Source organism: Atlantibacter hermannii (assembly GCF_009907385.1).
In the GTDB taxonomy this organism is placed as follows: domain Bacteria; phylum Pseudomonadota; class Gammaproteobacteria; order Enterobacterales; family Enterobacteriaceae; genus Atlantibacter; species Atlantibacter hermannii_A.
Genome location: NZ_JAAATR010000018.1, coordinates 74,837 through 96,717 on the forward strand (window position 1 = coordinate 74,837; position 21,881 = coordinate 96,717).

Below are 21,881 nucleotides of genomic sequence, written 5' to 3' on the forward strand. Positions count from 1 at the left end.
AACCTGCAATCTTATGCGCCAATAAATATGCGCTGAAGCAGATTTTTGCCACAAAGCGGTGGTAGCGCAGGGCATTTCCTCGTATAACTCAGAAAAATGAAACATTGTTTTATATAAATAAGGAGCTTCCCGTGATCATTGGCAACATCCACCATCTGCAATCCTGGCTGCCCGCCGAGCTGCGTCAGGCGATTGAACATATCAAACAGCAAGTTACTCCTGAAACGCCGCTGGGCAAGCACGACATCGACGGCAACAACCTGTTTTTCCTGGTTTCCGAAGATGAAACCCAGCCGCTGGCCGAGCGCCGCGCGGAATATCACGCCCGCTATCTGGATATCCAGATTGTCATGCGCGGCGTGGAAGGCATGACTTTCAGCTGCCTGCCTGCGGGCGAGCCGGATACCGACTGGCTGGCGGATAAAGATATCGCGTTCCTGCCGGAAGGCGGTCAGGAAAAAACCGTGGTGATGCAGGAGGGGGATTTCGTGGTGTTCTATCCGGGCGAAGTGCACAAACCGCTGTGCGCCGTGGGTGAGAATGCCAAAGTGCGTAAAGTCGTGGTGAAAATGCTGGTGGCCTAATCCGCCCTGCAAAGAACAGCGGCCCTGAACCGGGCCGCTTTTTTATTGGGCTAAGGTCGCCACCATCACCGCTTTAATGGTATGCATGCGGTTTTCCGCCTGGTCAAACACAATGCTGTTCGGCGATTCAAACACCTCGTTTGTGACCTCAATGCCGCCGTGCATCCCGTACTGCTCCGCCATCTGCTTGCCGACGATGGTTTCTTCATCATGAAACGCCGGTAAACAGTGCAGGAATTTAACCTGCGGATTGCCGGTCAGCGCCATCATCTGGCTATTCACCTGATAATCACGCAGCAGCGCGATGCGCTCGGCCCATTTCTCTTTGGCTTCGCCCATCGATACCCATACGTCGGTATAGATAAAGTCTGCGCCCTTTACGCCTGCCGCAACATCTTCGGTAAGGATGATTTTGCCGCCGGTTTGCGCCGCCATGGCTTTGCACTCTTCTACCAGCGCCGCGTCCGGCCAGCAGGCTTGCGGGGCCACCAGGCGCAGATCCAGCCCGGTGAGGGCGGCGGCTTCCAGCATGGAGTTACCCATGTTGTTGCGCGCGTCGCCTGCATACACCAGCGTCATCTCGTTAAAGGTTTTGCCGGGCAGGTGCTCGCGCATGGTCAGTAAATCCGCCAGCAGCTGGGTCGGGTGGAATTCGTTGGTCAGGCCGTTCCATACCGGTACGCCGGCGTACTGCGCCAGCGTTTCCACCACCTCCTGTCCGTGGCCGCGATACTGGATCCCGTCATACATCCGGCCCAGCACCCGGGCAGTATCTTTAATTGATTCTTTATGCCCAATCTGGCTGCCGCTCGGGCCGAGGTAAGTGACGCGAGCGCCCTGGTCGTAAGCGGCAACTTCGAAAGAGCATCGTGTACGGGTTGAGTCTTTTTCGAAGATGAGCGCGATATTTTTACCAGTAAGTTTTTGAACTTCTTGGCCATTCTTTTTATCGCTTTTCAGCGTTGCGGCAAGATCGAGCAATGCGTTTATCTGCGCAGGGGTAAAATCTAATAATTTCAGAAAGTGTTTTTGATAGAAAGCCGACATAGTTCCCTCACCTGGCTGACGCCACCTGTTGAATTAAAATTCAATTTATATGTATGAATATGCATTTGCAACCCCGAAAAATAAAACTTTTGCCGGAAAGGTGGAGGCAATCACTGGGGTATGTGAAAATAGTAATTATCTGCCAACACATTGAGGAACGAGCCATGGCAAACCCGGAACTACTGGAAGAACAACGCGAAGAAACGCGTCTTATCATTGAAGAGTTGCTTGAGGACGGCAGCGATCCGGATGCGCTGTACACCATCGAACATCACCTCTCGGCAGATGATTTTGAAACGCTCGAAAAAGCCGCAGTTGAAGCCTTCAAAATGGGTTATGAAGTCACCGACCCGGAAGAGCTGGAGCTGGACGAAGGCGAAACCGTGATCTGCTGCGATGTGCTGAGCGAATGCGCGCTCAACGCCGAGCTGATTGACGCGCAGGTCGCGCAGCTGCTGGACCTGGCTGAAAAATTCGATGTCGAGTATGACGGCTGGGGCACCTACTTCGAAGATCCGAACGGCGAAGAGGGTGAAGACGGCGACGATGACGACTACATGGATGAAGACGACGACGGCGTCCGTCACTAATATCGCGCGGCGGCAGCGTCTGGCTGCCGCCCTGAAGGATAGCGAATGAACACCTCCGCACTACTCGAACCGGTCCATCAATTCCTCCACTGCACCACCCCGGATGCCTGGCTGCAAAAAGCCAGACGGCCAGAAAATCTTCCGCTGTTGTTAACCGACCATATGATTTGCGAACTTAAAGCCGCACAGACCGCGATGCTGCTGATCCGTAAATACGTGGCGGACAAATCCGGCTCAGACATGCTGCTCGAGTGGCTCAGGCCCTATGAAACCTTTGCGTTTTATAACGGCCCGGAAGTGGATTTCGTGGCGCTGCAAAAGCGCGTCAGCAAAAGTGAGATGCCGAAAACCGACGATCCCTGGGGTCAGGCGCTGATCGACAGCATGGTGCTGTTGATCAAAGAGGAACTGCACCATTTCTGGCAGGTGCGTGAGGTGATGGCCGCGCGTGACATCCCGTATGTGAAAATCACCGCCAGCCGCTATGCCAAAGGGCTGCTGCGCGCCATTCGCACCCATGAACCCGCCATGCTGATCGACAAGCTGATCTGCGGGGCTTACATCGAGGCGCGTTCCTGCGAGCGTTTTGCCGCGCTGGCGCCGTATCTCGACGATGAATTACAAAAGTTTTATCTCTCCCTGCTGCGCTCTGAAGCGCGCCATTACCAGGATTATCTGGCTCTGGCGCAGCAAATCTCGCCGGATGATATTGCGCCCCGCGTGCGTTATTTAGGCGACGTGGAAGCTGGTCTGATCCAGACGCCTGACGCGGAGTTTCGTTTCCATAGCGGCGTACCGGTTTAACTCTCCTAAAATTGGCAGGTATCCGCCTGAGAGGGTGACAAATTCGCTCAGCCTGGTAAAAAGAAACCTTTGAACATATCAGGGAAAATTATGAACTGGACACATGTCATTCTCGCAGGCTATGTCGGTGCGGTTATCGCCATCGTGGTCGGCGTGTTTCGTAAGAAGGGCTGGATCGGCAAGACCAGCGCCGTGATTATCGCGCTGCTCGCGATTGCGGTGTGGAACATCATTGATGTGAAGTACCTGATCCCGCGCGGCAACGTGACGCAGCAAATGACGGAAGGCGAGAAGTTTGACGACGCGATGGCGCGGTTACCGCTGTACCAAATTATTCGCGAGCAGGAGCCGGAAGCCTGGAGCCGCATTCGCGAGCAGGCGCTGGCGATGCAGAAAGCGGGCGAATCGGAGCAAAATGTGATCGACGCTATCCAGCCGCAAATCCTCGCCATCCAGATGGACCGTCTGCAAACCGCGCCGGACGCCAACGTAGTGGCGTTTATGCAGGCCAACATGCAGCAGACCGCCCTGGTCCAGAAGCAGAGCGATGACGCCTGTTTCCGCTTCCTGTTCCCGGCGGTAAAAGGGGGCATCAACGCCGCCAGAATGCTGCCGGCTGACGTCACCCAACATCGTCTGGATGTGGATGCCGAGATGATGCGCGCCGCGTTCGGGCCGAATAAGCATCAGGTTACCCCGCAAGAGCGCCAGCAGGCGATGCAGGATGTCCAGCCCATCGTTCAGAAACTGGTGCAGCAGTATGGCCAGGATATCACGTTGATGAACGAACCGCAGAAAGCGGCGGGGAAAGAGGGTGCGGTGTGCAACATTACCCAGGATCTGTGGCGCAATGTACTGCAACTGCCGGTGAACAAAGCGGCGGGGATCATTCGCTATTCGGTCAGCGCCGATTAAAAAGCGCTGCCCTGAACAGCGTAGTGATGTTTAAAGAGGTATCGTCGCCGCCTGATGACCAGGTGGCGACGCTGATTGCGTGATTCAGGCGCGCAGGGAAGGCTGAGATCAGAGGCTTTTTAGCATCCGCACTTCGCAATCCACGTGGCCGGTACAGCCGAGCGGTTCGCTGACAGGGGTGAACCCCAGATGCTCATACAGCGCGATGGCCTCTTTCAGGAAAGCGGTGGTTTCCAGATAGCAGCGGGTAAAGCCCTGCTGTTTAGCGAAACCCATCGCCATGAGCGCCAGCTTCTTGGCCTGGCCCTGACCGCGTGCTTCGGGTAAAAAATACATCTTTTGCAGTTCGCAGATATCCGGTTCGCTGCATAACAGCGGCGCAACGCCGCCGCCGCCCACCACTTTTCCCTCTCGCTCGACGACCCAGTAGGCGTGCCCCGGCTGGCTGTAAAGCTCGTACAGGCTGTCCAGATTGGGATCGGCCACGGTGTAGCCTTTATCGGCGGTAAGCCCGTATTCGGCGGAAACGGTGCGGATGACGCTCGCAATAGCGGCGTTATCGTCAGGGGCGATCGGGCGCAGGCTTAGTTGAAGAGAGGTAGCAACACTCATATCACATCTTATCGGTTGATCAGTACATAGGCGCAGTAAATATCACCACCGCTACCGGGGTGCAAGCGAGGATCGTTCAACTTGTTGAGATGCAGCGATAAAAAAGGCCGGTTTCCCGGCCTTTTTCGCTAACAGTCGAACTTACAGCGCGGCAATCACGCCCTGCTGCTCAATCAGCGTGGCTTTGGCATCATGGAACGCCTGCAGACGCTCGCGCTCTTTGGCCACCACCGCTTCCGGCGCACGGGCCACAAAGCCTTCGTTACTGAGCTTGCTCTCGATCTTGCCGATTTCGATCTCCACTTTTTCCACTTCTTTGGCCAGACGCGCCAGCTCAGCGGATTTATCGATAAGACCGGCCATCGGGATCAGCAACTCCGCGCCGTCGATGATTTTGGTCACCGACACCGGGCCTTTGTCGCCCTCATCCAGCAGGGTAATGCTTTGCAGACGCGCCAGGTTCAACAGGAAACTGCGGTTATCGTTCACGCGGCGCTGAGCATCGGCGCTGGCACCACGCAGCAGCACTTCCAGCGGTTTGCCCGGCGCGATGTTCATTTCCGCGCGGATATTACGCACCGCCACAATCGCCTGCTTCAGCCATTCGGTATCGGTACGCGCCGCTTCGTCATCCAGCGCCACGTCCCAGGCCGGGAACGGTTGCAGCATGATGGTATCGACGTTAATGCCTTTCAGCACTTTCACGCGCTGCCAGATGGTCTCGGTGATAAACGGAATAATCGGGTGCGCCAGGCGCAGCAGACCTTCCAGCACGTTAACCAGCGTATTGCGGGTGCCGCGCAGTTCCGCTTCAGAACCGCCGTTCATCACCGGCTTGGTGAGTTCCAGATACCAGTCGCAGAACTGGTTCCAGGTGAACTCATACAGAATGCCCGCTGCGATATCGAAACGGTAGCTGTCCAGCGCTTCACGGTAGGCTTTCACGGTGCGGTTGAATTCCGCCAGGATCCAGCGATCCGCCAGGGAAAGCACTTTCTCGCCGCCGTTGAAGCCGCAATCCTGATCTTCGGTATTCATCAGCACAAAGCGGCTGGCGTTCCACAGCTTGTTACAGAAGTTGCGATAGCCTTCAAGACGCTTCATATCCCAGTTGATATCGCGGCCGGTAGAGGCCAGCGCCGCCAGGGTGAAGCGCAGGGCATCGGTACCGTGCGGCTCAATGCCGTTCGGGAACTGCTTCTCGGTGCGCTTGCGGATTTTTTCGGCCAGCTGCGGCTGCATCATGTTGCCGGTGCGTTTTTCCAGCAGTTCTTCCAGGGAGATACCGTCCACCATATCCAGCGGGTCGATTACATTGCCCTTGGATTTGGACATCTTCTGGCCTTCGTCATCGCGGATCAGGCCGGTCATGTAGACGGTGTGGAACGGGACCTGCGGCTTGCCGTTTTCATCTTTGATGAAGTGCATGGTCATCATGATCATGCGGGCAATCCAGAAGAAGATGATATCGAAGCCGGACACCATCACGCTGGTCGGGTGGAACTGACGCAGCGCATCGGTGTTTTCCGGCCAGCCGAGGGTAGAGAACGTCCACAGCGCGGAGGAGAACCAGGTGTCCAGCACATCTTCGTCCTGACGCAGCGCAACGTCCGCGCCCAGGTTGTTCTCCTGGCGTACTTCGTCTTCGCTACGGCCCACGTAAACGTTGCCCTGGTCGTCATACCACGCCGGAATACGGTGGCCCCACCACAGCTGGCGGGAGATACACCAGTCCTGAATGTCGCGCATCCAGGAGAAGTACATGTTTTCATACTGCTTCGGCACGAACTGGATATCGCCGTTTTCTACCGCTTCCACGGCCGGTTTCGCCAGTACGTCGGCGCGTACATACCACTGGTCGGTCAGCATCGGCTCGATAACCACGCCGCCACGGTCGCCATAGGGAACGGTCAGGTCATGCGGTTTGATCTCTTCCAGCAGGCCGAGTGCATCAACGGCCGCCACAACGGCTTTACGCGCGGCAAAGCGTTCCATCTTCCGGAACTGCGCCGGGATCTCGCTGGCGTAAACGTCGGATTCGTTGCCTTTGGTGTCGTACACTTCCGCGCTTTCACGGATATCGCCGTCAAAAGTCAGAATGTTGATCATCGGCAGGGCGTGACGACGGCCCACTTCGTAGTCGTTGAAGTCGTGCGCCGGGGTGATTTTCACGCAGCCGGTGCCTTTCTCCATATCGGCATGTTCATCGCCGACAATCGGAATGCGGCGGTTAACCAGCGGCAGCACCACGAATTTACCGATCAGATCTTTGTAGCGCGGATCTTCCGGATTAACGGCCACCCCGGTATCGCCCAGCAGGGTTTCCGGACGGGTGGTGGCGACAACCAGATAATCTTTACCGTCAGCGGTTTTCGCGCCGTCGGCCAGCGGATAGCGGATATGCCACATTGAGCCTTTAGACTCGCGGTTTTCCACTTCCAGATCGGAGATCGCGGTGCGCAGTTTCGGGTCCCAGTTTACCAGGCGTTTGCCGCGGTAAATCAGGTCTTCTTTATACAGGCGCACAAACACTTCTTTCACCGCGTTGGACAGGCCTTCATCCATGGTGAAGCGCTCGCGCTCCCAGTCCACGGAGTTGCCCAGACGGCGCATCTGGCGGGTAATGGTGCCGCCGGATTCCGCTTTCCACTGCCAGATTTTGTCGATGAACGCATCGCGGCCATAGTCGTGACGGGTTTTACCTTCTTCGGCGGCGATTTTGCGCTCAACCACCATCTGGGTGGCGATACCGGCGTGGTCGGTGCCCGCCTGCCACAGGGTGTTTTTGCCCTGCATGCGCTGATAGCGGATCATGGTGTCCATGATGGTTTGCTGGAAGGCGTGACCCATATGCAAACTGCCGGTGACGTTCGGCGGCGGGATCATGATGCAGAAGCTTTCCTGGCTTTCGTCGCCATTGGGTTTAAAGTAGCCCTGCTGTTCCCAGTGCTCGTATAGCGGCTGTTCGATATCTTGTGGGTTATATGTCTTTTCCATTTCTGCTATGTCTTTGCGGCGCCGTAGGTGGCCGTGGTCAAGTGGAAACCAGCCACGCGATAGGCTTTATAGCGTTCGCGAGCCAGTTGTTTCTGGGTTTCTTCGTAAGGGACGAAGTCTATCACTTCCGGGAAAGCGGTGGCAAAATCTGCAAATCCCGGCAGCAGACTTATCAGCACATCGCGCGCGCTGCTGCCGCGTTTCTGCGGCCAGGCTAACTCGACCGGCGCCCCGGCGCGCGGCCCTTCACCCGCCAGATTATGCGGCACGAAGCTGTCCGGATCGCGCGCCCACAGCGCCTCATCAAGGCGTATCGCCTGGGCTTCGTTTTCACAGGCAATCAGAAGACGTTTACCCGCCCGCCAGCGTTCTGCGGCGATCTCGCACACCAGTTGTTCAACGGCGCTAAGGCCATCCTGATGGATATCGTTATCCAGCAGATAGAAGGTTGCACTCTTCATAATATGGGGCTTCTTGTGATGACGTTAAACGCACAGCCCGGTGAGTACCGGGCTGTGACGGGATGCTTCCTGTACGCTGTTATTCTTCGCCGTTAAATCCGGCGCGGTTCAACAGGAACTGCGCCAGCATCGCGACAGGACGCCCGGTTGCGCCTTTGGCTTTACCGGAGCGCCAGGCGGTGCCGGCGATATCCAGGTGCGCCCAGTTATATTTGCGGGTAAAGCGCGACAGGAAGCAGCCTGCGGTGATCGCGCCGCCAGGGCGGCCGCCGATGTTCGCCATATCCGCAAAGTTAGAGTCGAGCTGTTCATAATACTCATCGCTGAGCGGTAAACGCCATGCGCGGTCGCCCGCCTGTTCGGAAGCGCCGATCAGCTCGTGAGCCAGCGGATTGTGGTTCGACATCAACCCGGTGATGTGGTGGCCCAGGGCAATCACGCAGGCACCGGTCAGGGTCGCCACGTCAATCACCACTTCCGGCTCGAAGCGCTCGACGTAGGTCAACACGTCGCACAGCACCAGACGGCCTTCGGCGTCGGTATTCAGCACTTCCACGGTTTGCCCGGACATGGTGGTCAGCACATCGCCCGGACGATAGGCCCGCCCGCCCGGCATGTTTTCACAGCCCGCCAGCACGCCAATCACGTTCAGCGGCAGTTGCAGTTCCGCTACCATACGCATCACGCCGTAAACCGCCGCCGCGCCGCACATGTCGTATTTCATCTCGTCCATGCCTTCGGATGGCTTGATGGAAATACCGCCGGAGTCAAACGTCAGGCCTTTGCCGACCAGCACGATGGGACGGGCGTCCGGCGCGCTGCTGCCTTTATATTCCATCACCGACATCAGGGATTCGTTCTGCGAGCCTGCCCCCACCGCAAGGTAGGCGTGCATGCCGAGATCTTTCATCTGCTGTTCGCCAATCACGCGGGTTACTACGTTTTTGCTGAACGAATCAGCCAACTGGCGCGCCTGGGAGGCGAGGTAGGCGGCGTTGCAGATATTCGGCGGCATATTGCCTAAATCTTTCGCGGCCTTGATGCCGGAGGCAATTGCCAGACCGTGCTGGATAGCGCGTTCACCGCTGGTCAGTTCACGGCGCGTCGGCACGTTGAACACCATCTTACGCAGCGGACGGCGTGGTTCGCTTTTATTGGTTTTAAGTTGATCGAAACAGTAAAGCGACTCTTTCGCGGTTTCCACCGCCTGGCGCACTTTCCAGTAAGTATTGCGGCCTTTAACGTGCAGCTCGGTGAGAAAGCACACCGCTTCCATCGAACCGGTATCGTTAAGGGTGTTGATCGTTTTCTGGATCACCTGCTTGTACTGGCGTTCATCCAGTTCACGCTCTTTACCGCAGCCGATCAGCAAGATACGTTCAGAGAGCACGTTCGGAACGTGGTGAAGCAGAAGGGTTTGGCCTGGCTTGCCTTCCAGTTCACCGCGACGCAGCAGTGCGCTGATATAGCCGTCGCTGATTTTATCCAGCTGCTCGGCTATCGGGGAGAGGCGGCGCGGCTCAAAAACACCGACAACAATGCAGGCACTCCGCTGCTTTTCGGGGCTACCGCTTTTTACACTGAACTCCATGCACTACGCTCCTGAATCTTAAAGACAACAACGGCGGCTACGGATAGAATTGAACGCTTTCGTAACGCTTTGCTCCGCTGTTGCGATGACTTTCGTGTTAATCTTAACGAATGTTGTTACGGTTTAGGCGCGTCAACATCTTAAGTACTTACCGCTGAGTTTACATATCTTAGCGATCTTTTCGACGACTCAAGAGAATAAATGACGTTTAAGCCATGAAACAAGCGATTTTCCTGCAAAAAGACTCGTATTCACAGGCGTATTTAATGTGATAATCATAAGATATCTGGTCCGGGAGACGCTCAAAAGCCAACTGGCGATACTGTTCATCCTGCTGTTGATCTTCTTTTGCCAGAAGCTCGTCAGGATATTGGGTGCGGCAGTCGACGGCGAGATCCCGACAAATTTGGTGCTTTCCTTATTGGGTTTAGGCGTGCCTGCCATGGCGCAACTGATCCTTCCTTTAAGCCTGTTTCTCGCGCTACTGATGACGCTGGGCAAACTGTATACCGAGAGTGAAATCACGGTGATGCATGCCTGCGGCCTGAGTAAAGCGGTGCTGGTCAAAGCTGCGATGATCCTCGCGCTATTTACCGGTATTGTGGCGACGGTCAACGTGATGTGGGCCAGCCCCTGGTCGTCCCGCCATCAGGATGAAGTGCTGGCGGAGGCCAAAGCCAACCCCGGCATGGCGGCGCTGGCCCAGGGCCAGTTCCAGCAGGCCACCGACGGCAACGCCGTGCTGTTTATTGAAAGCGTCGACGGCAGCAAATTTAACGACGTATTCCTGGCGCAGCTGCGGCCACGCGGTAATGCGCGGCCTTCCGTGGTGGTGGCCGATTCCGGCCAGCTGTCGCAGCGTAAAGATGGCGCGCAGGTGGTTACCCTGAATCAGGGAACCCGCTTTGAAGGTACTGCGATGCTGCGTGATTTCCGCATTACGGACTTTAAAGATTACAAAGCGGTCATTGGCCATCAGGCGGTTACGCTCGATCCTGAAGATTCTGAGCAGATGAGTATAAAAGCGCTGTGGGAATCGGATAAACGCCAGGCACGGGCGGAATTTCACTGGCGTTTGACGCTGGTGTTCGCCGTTATCGTCATGGCGTTGATGGTGGTGCCGTTGAGCGTGGTGAACCCGCGTCAGGGCCGCGTACTTTCTATGCTGCCCGCGATGTTGCTGTATCTAATCTTCTTCCTGCTGCAAACATCACTGCGCTCCAATGGCGCGAAAGGCAAGCTCGACCCGCTGATCTGGATGTGGGCGGTGAACCTGGCGTATCTGGCGTTAGCGATTGGCCTGAACCTTTGGGATACGGTGCCGATGCGTAAATTGCGCAGCCGTTTTTCGCGCCGAGGAGTGGTAAATGCCGGGATTTAGCGTACTTGACCGATACATCGGCAAAACAATTTTTAACACCATCATGATGACGCTGTTCATGCTGGTATCGCTTTCTGGCGTGATCAAATTTGTCGATCAGCTGAAAAGAACCGGTGAAGGGAGCTATTCCGCCATTGGCGCGGGAATGTATACCCTGCTGAGCGTGCCGAAAGACGTGCAGATTTTCTTCCCGATGGCGGCGCTACTCGGCGCACTGCTGGGGCTTGGCATGCTGGCTCAGCGTAGCGAGCTGGTGGTGATGCAGGCATCCGGCTTTACCCGTATGCAGGTGGCGCTGTCGGTAATGAAAACCGCGATCCCGCTGGTATTGCTGACGATGGCGATTGGTGAATGGGTAGCGCCGCAGGGTGAACAGATGGCGCGTAACTACCGTGCGCAGATGATGTATGGCGGTTCGCTGCTCTCCACCCAGCAAGGCCTGTGGGCGAAAGACGGCAATAATTTTGTCTACATCGAACGCGTAAAAGGCGACAACGAGCTGGGCGGCATCAGCATCTATTCCTTTAACGACCAGCGTCGCTTGCAGACGGTTCGCTACGCCGCTACCGCGACATTTAATCCGGAAACGCGCGTATGGCAGCTGTCGCAGGTGGACGAATCTAACCTGACCAATGAAAAGCAGATCACCGGCACCCAGACGGTGACCGGAACCTGGAAGACCAAACTCACGCCGGATAAACTGGGCGTGGTGGCGCTGGACCCGGATGCGCTATCTATTAGCGGGCTGCGCGAGTATGTACGTTATCTGAAGTCCAGCGGCCAGGATGCCAGCCGTTATCAGCTCAATATGTGGAGTAAAATCTTCCAGCCGCTTTCCGTGGCGGTGATGATGCTGATGGCGCTGTCGTTTATCTTCGGCCCGCTGCGTAGCGTACCGATGGGCGTGCGGGTGGTGACGGGGATTAGCTTCGGCTTCCTGTTCTACGTGCTCGACCAGATATTTGGCCCGCTGAGCCTGGTATACAACATCCCGCCGATAATGGGCGCGCTGTTGCCAAGCGCCAGCTTCTTCCTGATAAGCCTCTGGCTATTGGTCCGTAAGTCATAAAGACAAGGGGTGCAGATTGCACCCCTTTTTTATGGCTATCGCCAGTTGACCGTTAACGCCGCCTGCCGCCCAGAATACTCCCCAGCATCCCACGCACGATTTGGTTGGTCACCTGGCGTACCGCGCTTTTCGCCATGGTCTGAACCACGCCGTCGCGCTTGCCGCCTCGCGGCCCGGTGCTGCCGAACAGAATATCCTTTAGCCCGCCGATAAGGCCGTCATCGTCTGTCGCCTGAGCGCCTTTAGCCGCTGGCGCATTGCCCTGTTCCGGCGCATCGGCCACGCGTTTTTGCAGCATTTCATATGCGGATTCTCGGTCGACCGCGTCCTCATATTTGCCATACAGCGAAGAGTGATTGAGCAGCCCATTACGCTCATCCTCATTCACCGGCCCCATCCGCGAGCAGGGGGCGATCACCATGGCACGTTCCACCATGGCCGGGCTGCCTTTGGCATCCAGAAATGAGATGAGCGCCTCGCCGGTGCCCAGCGCCTGAATAGCTTCTTCAGTATCGAAGGCCGGATTAGCGCGCATGGTTTGCGCCGCCGCTTTCACCGCCTTTTGGTCTTTTGGCGTAAAGGCGCGTAGCGCATGCTGCACCCGATTGCCCAACTGGCCTAACACCCTATCGGGGACATCCGACGGATTCTGGGAAACAAACCACACCCCGACGCCCTTCGAGCGGATAAGGCGGATCACCTGTTCGATTTTATCCAGTAACACCTGCGGGGCATCGTTGAACAGCAGATGCGCTTCGTCGAAGAAGAACACCAGTTTAGGTTTATCGAGATCGCCCGCTTCCGGCAGTTGCTCATACAGTTCGGAGAGCATCCACAGCAGGCTGGCGGCGTAAAGTTTCGGCATCTGATAGAGCTTTTCCGCCGACAGGATATTCACGATGCCTTTGCCGTTAGCGTCGGTGCGCATCCAGTCTTTGATGTCCAGCATCGGCTCGCCGAAAAACGTATTAGCCCCTTGCTGCTCAAGGGTCAGCAGCCCACGCTGAATAGCGCCTACCGATGCGCTGCTGATATTGCCGTACTGGTTCTGGAATGATTTAGCGTTATCGCCGACGTACTGGGTAATAGCGCGCAGATCTTTAAAATCGAGCAGCAGCAGCCCTTGCTCATCCGCGATGCGGAAAATGATAGTCAGCACCCCGGATTGCACCTCGTTCAGATTCAGCAGCCGGGCAAGCAACAGCGGCCCGAGGTCAGTGACCGTAGCCCGTACCGGATGACCTTTTTCACCAAAGATATCCCACAGCGTGACCGGGTTGCCGTGCGGCTGCCAGTCGGTCACGCCGATACCGTTCAGCCGCGCCAGCAGTTTTTCCGATGCCGCGCCTTCCCGGGCGATCCCGGTTAAATCGCCTTTCACATCCGCCATAAATACCGGCACGCCGATATCGGATAACGATTCCGCCAGCTTTTGCAGCGTGACGGTTTTACCGGTCCCTGTCGCCCCGGTGATCAAGCCGTGGCGATTGGCCATTTGCGGCAGCAGATTTAACGCCACGTCCGGCGTTCGGGCAATAAGCAGCGGTTCGGTCATGGTGAATGTCCTTGTGGTGGTTTCGCTTAAATCATAGGTAATTCATCACGAAAGAACAGCGGTAAAATGCTGACTTTGCGGCATATCCCGCATCACCGACTATGCTTTGCATACGGTTTACTTATTTTTTGGAAAACATGTCCAGATTCTTTTTTAATGAACGCAAACAGCTGGTCAACGATGCGATTGAGGGTGTTATTCTCGCCGCACAGCATCGCAACCTGACGCGGCTGGATATCGACCCGGCGATCCGCGTCGTGGTGCGCAGCGACTGGGATAAAAGTAAAGTGGCGGTGATCTCCGGCGGCGGCGCGGGCCATGAACCGGCGCACGTCGGGTTCGTCGGGAAAGGGATGTTAACCGCAGCGGTGTGCGGCGACCTGTTCGCCTCGCCGAGTGTGGATGCGGTACTGAACGCGATTGTCGCCGTGACCGGCGATCGCGGCTGCCTGTTAATCGTCAAAAACTATACCGGCGACCGGCTTAACTTTGGCCTGGCGGCGGAGAAAGCTAAACGCCACGGCCTGAAGGTTGAGATGGTGATTGTAGCGGACGATATTGCGTTACCGGATAACAAACAGCCGCGCGGCATCGCGGGCACGGCGCTGGTGCATAAAATCGCCGGATTTGCGGCGGAGCAGGGGAGATCCCTGAGCGAGGTGCGTGACCTGGCCCATGCCGCCAGCCAGCGTGTCTGGAGCCTGGGCGTGGCGATGCAGACCTGCAACCTGCCGGGCAGCGAAGAAGAAAACCGCATCCAGCCGGGTAACATCGAGCTGGGGCTGGGTATCCACGGCGAGCCGGGCGCCAGCATCGTCGAGACGCATAACAGCAAAGAGATTGTGACGCAGCTGGTGGACGCGCTGCAGCAAAGAACCGGGCCGGATGCCCGGCTGGCGGTAATGATCAACAACCTGGGCGGGGTTTCCGCGCTTGAGATGGCGCTGCTGACTAAAGAGCTGGCGCACTCGCGCCTGAGCGAGCAGATTGATTACCTGATTGGCCCGGCAGCGCTGGTGAGTGCGCTGGATATGAAAGGCTTTTCGCTTTCAGCCATCACGCTGGATGAAACCTTTGAAAAGGCGTTAAAGGCCAGCGTTGAAACGGCGGGCTGGCAGCCGCCCGTGCCGTTCCGCACGGTGCAAGCCCAGCCGCACAACCCGATTTACAATCGCATGGACGTTACGCCCAGCGACAACGCCGCCACGAAGCGGATTGTCGCCACGGCAACCGACACGTTAATCAGCCTGGAGAACCGACTGAACGCGCTGGATGCCAAAGTGGGCGATGGCGACACCGGCTCAACGTTTGCCGAAGGCGCGCGCGACATCAAACACCAGCTTGATGCCGGGCAACTGCCGCTTAACGATACTGGCGCGCTGCTGCTGCTTATCGGCGAGCGACTGGCTACCGTGATGGGCGGGTCGAGCGGGGTACTGATGTCGATCTTCTTTACTGCTGCCGGGCAGAAAGTAGTAGAGGGCGAAGCGTTATCACAGGCGCTGAAAGTGGGCTTGCAGCAGATGAAACGCTACGGCGGCGCGGACCTGGGCGACAGAACGTTAATCGACGCGTTGCAGCCCGCGCTGGAGGCGCTGGCGGGCGAGGGGCTGGACGCTGCGGTAGAAGCAGCGAAGCAGGGCGCGGAAGCGACGGCGCAGATTCAGAAGGCCAATGCTGGTCGTTCGTCATACGTGAACAGCGAGAACCTGAACGGCGTGCCGGATCCGGGAGCCGTTGCGGTGGCCGAGGTGTTTGGGGCGCTGGTTAAACGGTGATGAGCAGAATCGGATGCTGGTTTTTTCAGCATCCGAATTGCGGGGTAAGGGATAACTGTTGCGCGTGAGGGAGTTGCAGGTATAATCCACAACGTTTTCCGCATACCTCTTCAGTGCCGAAGTGGCGAAATCGGTAGACGCAGTTGATTCAAAATCAACCGTAGAAATACGTGCCGGTTCGAGTCCGGCCTTCGGCACCAAAAGCATATAAATAGACGTCAACCGACGTCTTTTTTTATGCCTGCAATCCGCGCTACACAAGGCTTTCCACGATTTTCTCCTCAACTGAACTCAACCTGAGTCAACCCACATCAACAAGCTTGTGAGTATACTAATGAGTATATTTGCCGATTCGATATTGCTTGTATACTCACGCGATACCAATGGAAGGAGGTCCATTATGGCCCTAACGGATACTAAAGTTCGTTCTGCAAAACCTGAGGTGAAAGAGTATTCACTTGTTGACGGCGACGGTATGCTCTTACTTGTAAAGCCTAACGGCTCTAAGTATTGGCGATTTCGTTTCCGTTTTGGTGGTAAACAACATTTGATGGCGTTCGGCGTTTACCCGGATGTTTCGCTGGCTGATGCCAGGAAGAAAAGGGAAGAGGCCAGAAAGTTGGTAGCTGCTGGTATCGATCCTCGTGAGCATAAACGTGCTGTGAAAGAAGAGCAGGCGAAAGAAATCATTACTTTCGAGAAGGTTGCCAGAGAGTGGCTTGTGACCAACCAAAAATGGTCGGAAGATCATGCTCATCGCGTAAAAAAGAGCCTGGAGGACAATATCTTCCCGGCAATTGGGGCTCGCAATATTGCTGAACTGGGCACCCGCGATCTATTAATTCCAATTAAAGCCGTGGAGATATCTGGACGACTTGAAGTGGCTTCCCGTCTTCAACAGCGCACCACGGCCATCATGCGTTATGCGGTGCAAAGCGGACTAATTGATTATAACCCGGCGCAAGAGATGGCGGGGGCCGTCGCCTCTGGCAATCGACAACATCGCCCGGCGCTGGAATTAAAGCGTATCCCTGAGTTACTTGAGAAAATAGACGGCTATTCCGGCAGGCCGCTAACTCGCTGGGCAACGGAACTGACTTTGCTTATCTTTATTCGCTCCAGTGAGCTGCGTTTTGCTCGCTGGTCAGAGATCGATTTTGAAACGTCAATGTGGACCATTCCGCCTGAGCGAGAGCCTATTCCCGGTGTGAAACATTCTCAGCGAGGTTCAAAAATGCGTACACCTCATCTGGTGCCGCTTTCAAAGCAGGCTCTGGCAATCCTAAAGCAGATAAAACAGTTTTGTGGGGAACACGAGTTGATTTTCATTGGCGATCACGATCCGCGTAAGCCTATGAGTGAGAACACGGTGAACAGTGCATTGCGGGTGATGGGCTATGACACCAAAGTTGAGGTTTGCGGTCACGGTTTCCGCACAATGGCCTGTAGTTCGTTAATTGAGTCAGGGCTATGGTCGAAGGATGCGGTGGAGCGGCAAATGAGCCATATGGAACGCAATTCGGTGAGGGCGGCGTATATCCATAAAGCGGAACATCTGGATGAGCGTAAGTTGATGCTGCAATGGTGGGCTGATTTTCTGGATGCTAACCGGGAGAAGGGAATTACGCCGTTTGACTATGCGAAGACCTATAATCCGATGCGGAGCAGGTAAATCGAGTAGAACACAAATTACATACAGAAGGCATCCGGAAGTTAAAGCCCGGATGCTTTTTTACCTTTTGATAACCAAAAATCATAAGAATAACAAATGACTACGATATGCTAGGGATATGGTTCTGACCGTGTGGATGAACGTAATATCGGCAGGAAGCCAGAAGTTTCAGCGGTTAAGTACGGGGGGCAGCAATAGGTCTTGTTACCTGTCCCCCTATATTAGCCCCAACCTAAGCTGTAATAGTAATAGCGAAGATTATACAGATTTTATTCAACTTTAAAATCTACAAATTCAGTTGATAAAGATATTCATTTCTTCACTTTTACAGCCTTAATATTGAGTTGGCTAATCTCTTTTCATTACCAAATCTAGTAGTGTAAAATCTCTGTTCGATACCATACAGTAAATATTTTAACTCTTCTTCTGATGATAATTCAAATTTACACTCTGTAGTGTCATATTTAAGTTTTTCAGCACAATAATCATTAATGTAATTCAGCATCTCACCGCGGTCTTCGACTGGCATCGCTTCAAGAGTGTCCATAGCTAACGCAATTCTCTTTCGATTAGGTTTTGACACTTTTTCTACATCATAGTCATTAGAAAGTACAATGAAGGATTGACTTAAAAACGACTTAACTTCTTCTTCGGTAGCTTCTTTGTACAGTATATCGATACCTTTAAAGATACTTGAAATTGTGGCAAGATTTCTGAATAATAATATATCCCTTTCCTTGAGATATACCGCATCAGGTTTATGATTAACAATCAATCGCCCTTCATTTTCTTCTATCTCTGCTGTTTCACCAAAAGCAATTGTTTTTCTTTTAATAAACAGTGAAGGGGTTATTTTCTGGAAATAAAAATCTTCATTCTGATGAGAGAATATGTAGGAAATCTTAGTGAAGTTTTTTTTTGTTAAATCGTCTAAGTCCTTAGAATCAAATTCATTCTTAAGAAATGATACACAGAATAGTTGTTGGCTAAAATCATCAATTTTGAACCATGAATCATCATCGAGTTTATGGTCAGGGTTATATGGGATGAGGCTAATAGTAGATAAATCCAAAGCGTCAAACAAAGTGTAGTCTGATACCAATTTAAAAAAAGGTTTCTTACGAGGTCCTTTTACTTTCGCAAAAATGTTGTTCATCATTTTTTCCTTTCGATAAAGGTATAATTGTTTATTCTAAAAGCGATGGGTATTTTTATTTCATTAGGGGTTTTATATTTGTGACGGCTAATCAAAAAAATGGATGCGCCGCTCTTATTTTTAATGTTATAAAATTCATATCTAAATAATAAAAACAAAGGATTAAAGTATAATGCTTGAGACATAAAGGTGAAAATAAATAAAACACCATAAACAAAAAATAAGGCAGACCAACTAGTTATACTTAAAGCGACAAAGAAATAACCAAGATAACTTGGAAGAAATGAGTTGTTAGCGTGCTCCACAGAAACCACTTCACCTTCTCTAAATTCATCCTTTCCCAGTTTAGAACTTAAAAGCAAACTAATCCAAGTTAGTAATATAGGTATTAGCATGTAAAATACATATGATGCCATTTTTGGTAATGAACTCAACCAATGACTGCATTCAAACTCTTGGAAAAAATAATATAGAGTGTATTTCTTTTGTACAAAGAAAATTATAGCCAACAACGATGTTGCGTTAAATGTCAGAAGAACTCTAAAAAGGAAATTTATTATCATAATGTTTTTCCTGTATCAAATGCTGCGTACAATTATTTTATAGTATATCAATTAATCATTTACTACCACCTACGATATTTTGCTCTACCGGATAAAAAAATTAATAACGAAGCCCCGCTTGGAGCTTCGCTACCCTTAGAACCCACGCATTCCGTTGATAAAGGTATCAATCACACCACAGACCTTGTCATAGACACGTTTAAGAACAGTCTTCCTCTCAAGTATTTTAGGTGTCCACGTTAGAGCCTCTGCTACCTCGTCTTCGCGTGGGATCACATCGGTAAACAGGTAGTTATCCAGCAAGGCGGCAACCTTTCTTTCATCCAGATTTTCTTGAGCACATATTGTTGCAACCGCTTTACGTTTTTCACGTTCAACGTAGGTTTCAAAGGCCTGGGTAATATCTTCATCATGCGAAACATGCAGTAGGTTTTCTTCGATGAAGTTATCAATCAGTTCACGTTTGCTGCGCAGTGTGACGTCACTGTCAACGATATCCATAACTTTCTTCTTCTGTTTTTGCTGCTCTTCAGGTGGCATTGCCTGGATGCCAGAAAGTAGCCTCAGGATATAGCCGACATTAATTTCATCCCGATGAATCAGTGACACTTCAAAATCGACCTCATCCAGAATCGAGACTTTATCTTTGGCAGTGTGTTTTTTCACCTTATCATAAATATCGAGATATTTACTGGTGTAATCGGCAAGAACTTGATCCGATAAAGGCTTACTTACCTCATCAAAATCAGCAAAGCTCTCCAAGATATTCTTTAATCGCATCATGTCACGGAAAGCCGTCACAAAAGCAAGCTGAGCTTTTTCATCAGGGAGGCTGTCCACGCTTTCCACTGTAGGTGTCAGGGTCAACAAGGTATCTACAGCAGCTTGATAATCGCTCAAATACTCCTCAAAAGGCTTAACCAGCACGACTGAAGATGCGTCTTTGTTCGAGAATAACGCTATAGCATCATCAGTGGCTTTCTTGAGGTTACGGAAGCAGACGATGTTACCATGGCTTTTCTTCTCATTAAGAATACGGTTGGTTCGGGAGAATGCCTGTATTAGCCCGTGGTAACGCAGATTTTTATCAACGTAAAGCGTATTGAGAGCTGGGCTATCAAATCCCGTCAGGAACATATTGACCACCAGCAGGATATCGATCCCTTTTTCTTTGGTCCGTTGTGCAATATTCTTGTAATAATTGTAAAAGCTTTGCGAATCATTAGCTGAATAGCTGGTGCCATACAGCGTATTATAATCCTCGATGAAGCTGTCCAGATGATCCCGGCTGGAGATATCTATTTTCCCCCCTTGAGGCAGGCTGATGTCTTCTTCATCTAGTAAGCCGTTAACCGTTTCCTTATCACTTTTGTCCGCTTCGTTGGCTGCATAAGTAAAGATTGTTGCGATACGCAACGGTTTGTAACCCGCATCGGCCTGCTGAAGCTTTTTTTGTTTATCTTTAAAGAGTTTGTAGTACTTAATCAGCATGTCCACCGAGCCAACGCAGAACATCGCGGTAAACTCACGGTTTCGGGTCTTTGCGTTGTGGTGAGCTAGGATGTAGTCGGTTATCTTGCCCAGCCGAATATCGCTTTCCATGACCTCTTTAGTGTCGATATCTTCCACATCGATATCGATCTCATTGCTGGTTTCCTTACGGTGATATGTCCCTACATACTCCACGGCAAAGCGCAATACATTCTCATCACGGATGGCATCAACAATGACATACTTGTGCAGGCATTTATCAAAAAGCATTTCAGTGGTCTGTTTGACGCCGTTGGTAATGTTCACGTTGTTGGCAAAGATAGGTGTACCTGTGAAACCAAACAGTTGCGCATTTTCAAAGAAACTTACGATAGCCTTGTGAGTGTCGCCGAACTGACTGCGGTGGCATTCGTCAAAAATAAAGACAATGCGTTCCTTACGCAGGTGCTCCAGCTGTGCCTTATAGCCTTCATGAGTAATGGCATTGTTCAGTTTCTGAATAGTGGTCAGCGTCAGTTTACTGTTATTCGTCTTTAGATGCTTAATTAGTGTACTGGTATTGTTAGTAGTATCTACGCTGTCTTTAGCGAAACTGTTAAACTCTTTCGCGGTCTGATAATCCAGATCGCGACGATCGACCACGAAAATAACCCGGTCAACTTCAGGCATGGACATGATCACCTGGCTGGCCTTAAACGACGTCAGCGTTTTTCCTGACCCTGTTGTATGCCAGATATAGCCATTGCGTGGCTTGCCCTGTAGATGGAGACTGTCCTTAACATGACGGATCATCGCTTCGCAGGCATAGTACTGATAGGGGCGCATGACCATCAGGCACTTACGGGTTTCGTTCAGCACCGTGTAGTGAGTGATCATTTTTGCAATGTGACAAACTTTCAGGAAGGCTTCGGTAAACTTCTCCAGCGACTTAATGGGTTCATTTCTCTCGTCTGTCCAGAAGAAGGTCTGCTCGAAATGGTTAGCCCGGTTATTGGCGTAATACTTGGTATCAACCCCATTACTGATAATAAATAGCTGAACATACTGGAACAGACCACTGCCTACCCAGAAGGCATCCCGATGGTAACGGTCGATCTGGTTAAAGGCTTCTTTAAGGCCCAGACCCCGGCGCTTGAGCTCAATCTGTACCAGAGGCAGGCCATTAATCAGCAGCGTAACGTCAAAGCGCGTTTTGCGCGTGTTTTGTTCGGCGTTGAATTGCTTAACCTGACGGGTGATCTGAAACTCGTTCTGGCACCATTCATCTTTATTGATAAAACTGAGCCATTTCTCCGTACCGTCATCACGCAGTAACTGGTAGCGATCGCGCAGGATTCTGGCACGATCGATGGCTTCATTACCTTTGGTCAGATGCAGGAAGATACGGTTAAATTCGCTGTTAGTAAGTGGGGCGGCCTCCAGCCGATTGTGAATTTCAATCTGCTTGCGCAGGTTGGCTTTCATACTGGTTTCGTCGGTAACATTTACCAGTTCGTAGTGCATCCCCACCAGCTGGTTAACCAGCTGCGTTTCTAACTCGTATTCGCTTTGCGTTGCCATCGGTATCTAGTGCCTTTTGTTATTGTACAGATCTGAAGTTGGCCATATCTAAGGA

Annotated in this window: 18 protein-coding genes and 1 tRNA gene; 9 read left to right on the forward strand and 10 right to left on the reverse strand. The window is 52.7% G+C overall.

Annotation, left to right across the window (positions count from 1 at the left end):
- The first annotated feature begins 131 nt into the window (after window positions 1–131).
- A complete protein-coding gene (locus tag GV764_RS05570) occupies window positions 132–584 on the forward strand; it encodes a NanQ anomerase/TabA/YiaL family protein (protein WP_161659264.1) in 453 nt (150 codons plus the stop codon).
- A gap of 42 nt (window positions 585–626) precedes the next feature.
- Here GV764_RS05570 and argF read toward each other — a convergent pair whose 3' ends face one another.
- Window positions 627–1,631, reverse strand: coding sequence for an ornithine carbamoyltransferase (argF, locus tag GV764_RS05575; RefSeq protein WP_161659265.1), 1,005 nt, complete (start codon window positions 1,629–1,631; stop codon window positions 627–629).
- Entirely contained in the window at window positions 1,601–1,696 is a 96-nt protein-coding gene (argL, locus tag GV764_RS22355; protein WP_476561211.1) for a putative translational regulatory protein ArgL, read from the reverse strand. Before argL ends, argF begins: the two co-directional genes overlap by 31 nt.
- A gap of 99 nt (window positions 1,697–1,795) precedes the next feature.
- Here argL and rraB point away from each other — a divergent pair, with 99 nt between their 5' ends.
- The 3 genes from rraB to GV764_RS05590 all read left to right on the forward strand — a co-directional run bounded on the left by rraB (window position 1,796) and on the right by GV764_RS05590 (window position 3,940).
- Window positions 1,796–2,221, forward strand: a complete 426-nt coding sequence (gene rraB, locus GV764_RS05580) for a ribonuclease E inhibitor RraB (protein WP_161659266.1) — start codon at window positions 1,796–1,798, stop codon at window positions 2,219–2,221.
- Window positions 2,222–2,266: 45 nt separating this feature from the next.
- Window positions 2,267–3,025 (forward strand): tRNA isopentenyl-2-thiomethyl-A-37 hydroxylase MiaE, encoded by a 759-nt coding sequence (gene miaE, locus GV764_RS05585; RefSeq protein WP_161659268.1) that lies wholly within the window; start codon window positions 2,267–2,269, stop codon window positions 3,023–3,025.
- Between the two features lie 90 nt (window positions 3,026–3,115).
- Window positions 3,116–3,940 (forward strand): topoisomerase II, encoded by an 825-nt coding sequence (locus GV764_RS05590; protein ID WP_161659270.1) that lies wholly within the window; start codon window positions 3,116–3,118, stop codon window positions 3,938–3,940.
- 108 nt (window positions 3,941–4,048) lie between these two features.
- Here GV764_RS05590 and GV764_RS05595 read toward each other — a convergent pair whose 3' ends face one another.
- The 4 genes from GV764_RS05595 to pepA all read right to left on the reverse strand — a co-directional run bounded on the left by GV764_RS05595 (window position 4,049) and on the right by pepA (window position 9,601).
- Window positions 4,049–4,552, reverse strand: coding sequence for a GNAT family N-acetyltransferase (locus GV764_RS05595; protein ID WP_161659271.1), 504 nt, complete (start codon window positions 4,550–4,552; stop codon window positions 4,049–4,051).
- A 141-nt stretch (window positions 4,553–4,693) separates the two neighbouring features.
- Window positions 4,694–7,549: a valine--tRNA ligase gene (locus GV764_RS05600; protein WP_161659277.1), complete on the reverse strand. Its 2,856-nt coding sequence runs from the start codon at window positions 7,547–7,549 to the stop codon at window positions 4,694–4,696.
- A 5-nt stretch (window positions 7,550–7,554) separates the two neighbouring features.
- Window positions 7,555–8,010: a DNA polymerase III subunit chi gene (locus tag GV764_RS05605; RefSeq protein WP_161659279.1), complete on the reverse strand. Its 456-nt coding sequence runs from the start codon at window positions 8,008–8,010 to the stop codon at window positions 7,555–7,557.
- A gap of 79 nt (window positions 8,011–8,089) precedes the next feature.
- Entirely contained in the window at window positions 8,090–9,601 is a 1,512-nt protein-coding gene (gene pepA / locus GV764_RS05610; RefSeq protein WP_161659280.1) for a leucyl aminopeptidase, read from the reverse strand.
- Window positions 9,602–9,869: 268 nt separating this feature from the next.
- On the opposite strand from pepA, the gene lptF reads away from it, so the two are divergent.
- Window positions 9,870–10,982: an LPS export ABC transporter permease LptF gene (gene lptF / locus GV764_RS05615; RefSeq protein WP_161659281.1), complete on the forward strand. Its 1,113-nt coding sequence runs from the start codon at window positions 9,870–9,872 to the stop codon at window positions 10,980–10,982.
- Window positions 10,969–12,051, forward strand: coding sequence for an LPS export ABC transporter permease LptG (gene lptG / locus GV764_RS05620; protein WP_161659283.1), 1,083 nt, complete (start codon window positions 10,969–10,971; stop codon window positions 12,049–12,051). Before lptF ends, lptG begins: the two co-directional genes overlap by 14 nt.
- A gap of 52 nt (window positions 12,052–12,103) precedes the next feature.
- Here lptG and GV764_RS05625 read toward each other — a convergent pair whose 3' ends face one another.
- Window positions 12,104–13,606, reverse strand: a complete 1,503-nt coding sequence (locus GV764_RS05625; protein WP_161659285.1) for a helicase HerA-like C-terminal domain-containing protein — start codon at window positions 13,604–13,606, stop codon at window positions 12,104–12,106.
- 137 nt (window positions 13,607–13,743) lie between these two features.
- Here GV764_RS05625 and GV764_RS05630 point away from each other — a divergent pair, with 137 nt between their 5' ends.
- From GV764_RS05630 to GV764_RS05640, 3 genes are all read left to right on the forward strand, one after another.
- Window positions 13,744–15,384, forward strand: a complete 1,641-nt coding sequence (locus GV764_RS05630) for a dihydroxyacetone kinase subunit DhaK (protein WP_161659286.1) — start codon at window positions 13,744–13,746, stop codon at window positions 15,382–15,384.
- 115 nt (window positions 15,385–15,499) lie between these two features.
- Window positions 15,500–15,584: transfer RNA gene (locus tag GV764_RS05635), tRNA-Leu, on the forward strand.
- Window positions 15,585–15,784: 200 nt separating this feature from the next.
- The gene (locus tag GV764_RS05640) at window positions 15,785–17,056 is read left to right on the forward strand and encodes an integrase arm-type DNA-binding domain-containing protein (RefSeq protein ID WP_161659288.1); all 1,272 of its coding nucleotides are present in this window, start codon (window positions 15,785–15,787) and stop codon (window positions 17,054–17,056) included.
- Window positions 17,057–17,381: 325 nt separating this feature from the next.
- On the opposite strand, the gene GV764_RS05645 is transcribed toward GV764_RS05640, so the two are convergent.
- From GV764_RS05645 to GV764_RS05655, 3 genes are all read right to left on the reverse strand, one after another.
- The gene (locus GV764_RS05645; protein ID WP_236651838.1) at window positions 17,382–18,215 is read right to left on the reverse strand and encodes an ATP F0F1 synthase synthase; all 834 of its coding nucleotides are present in this window, start codon (window positions 18,213–18,215) and stop codon (window positions 17,382–17,384) included.
- Window positions 18,212–18,775: a hypothetical protein gene (locus GV764_RS05650; RefSeq protein ID WP_161659289.1), complete on the reverse strand. Its 564-nt coding sequence runs from the start codon at window positions 18,773–18,775 to the stop codon at window positions 18,212–18,214. The genes GV764_RS05645 and GV764_RS05650 overlap by 4 nt, the downstream gene beginning before the upstream one ends.
- Window positions 18,776–18,910: 135 nt before the next feature.
- Complete coding sequence (locus GV764_RS05655) at window positions 18,911–21,826, reverse strand: type I restriction endonuclease subunit R (protein ID WP_161659290.1); 2,916 nt, start codon at window positions 21,824–21,826, stop codon at window positions 18,911–18,913.
- Between the last annotated feature and the right edge of the window lie 55 nt (window positions 21,827–21,881).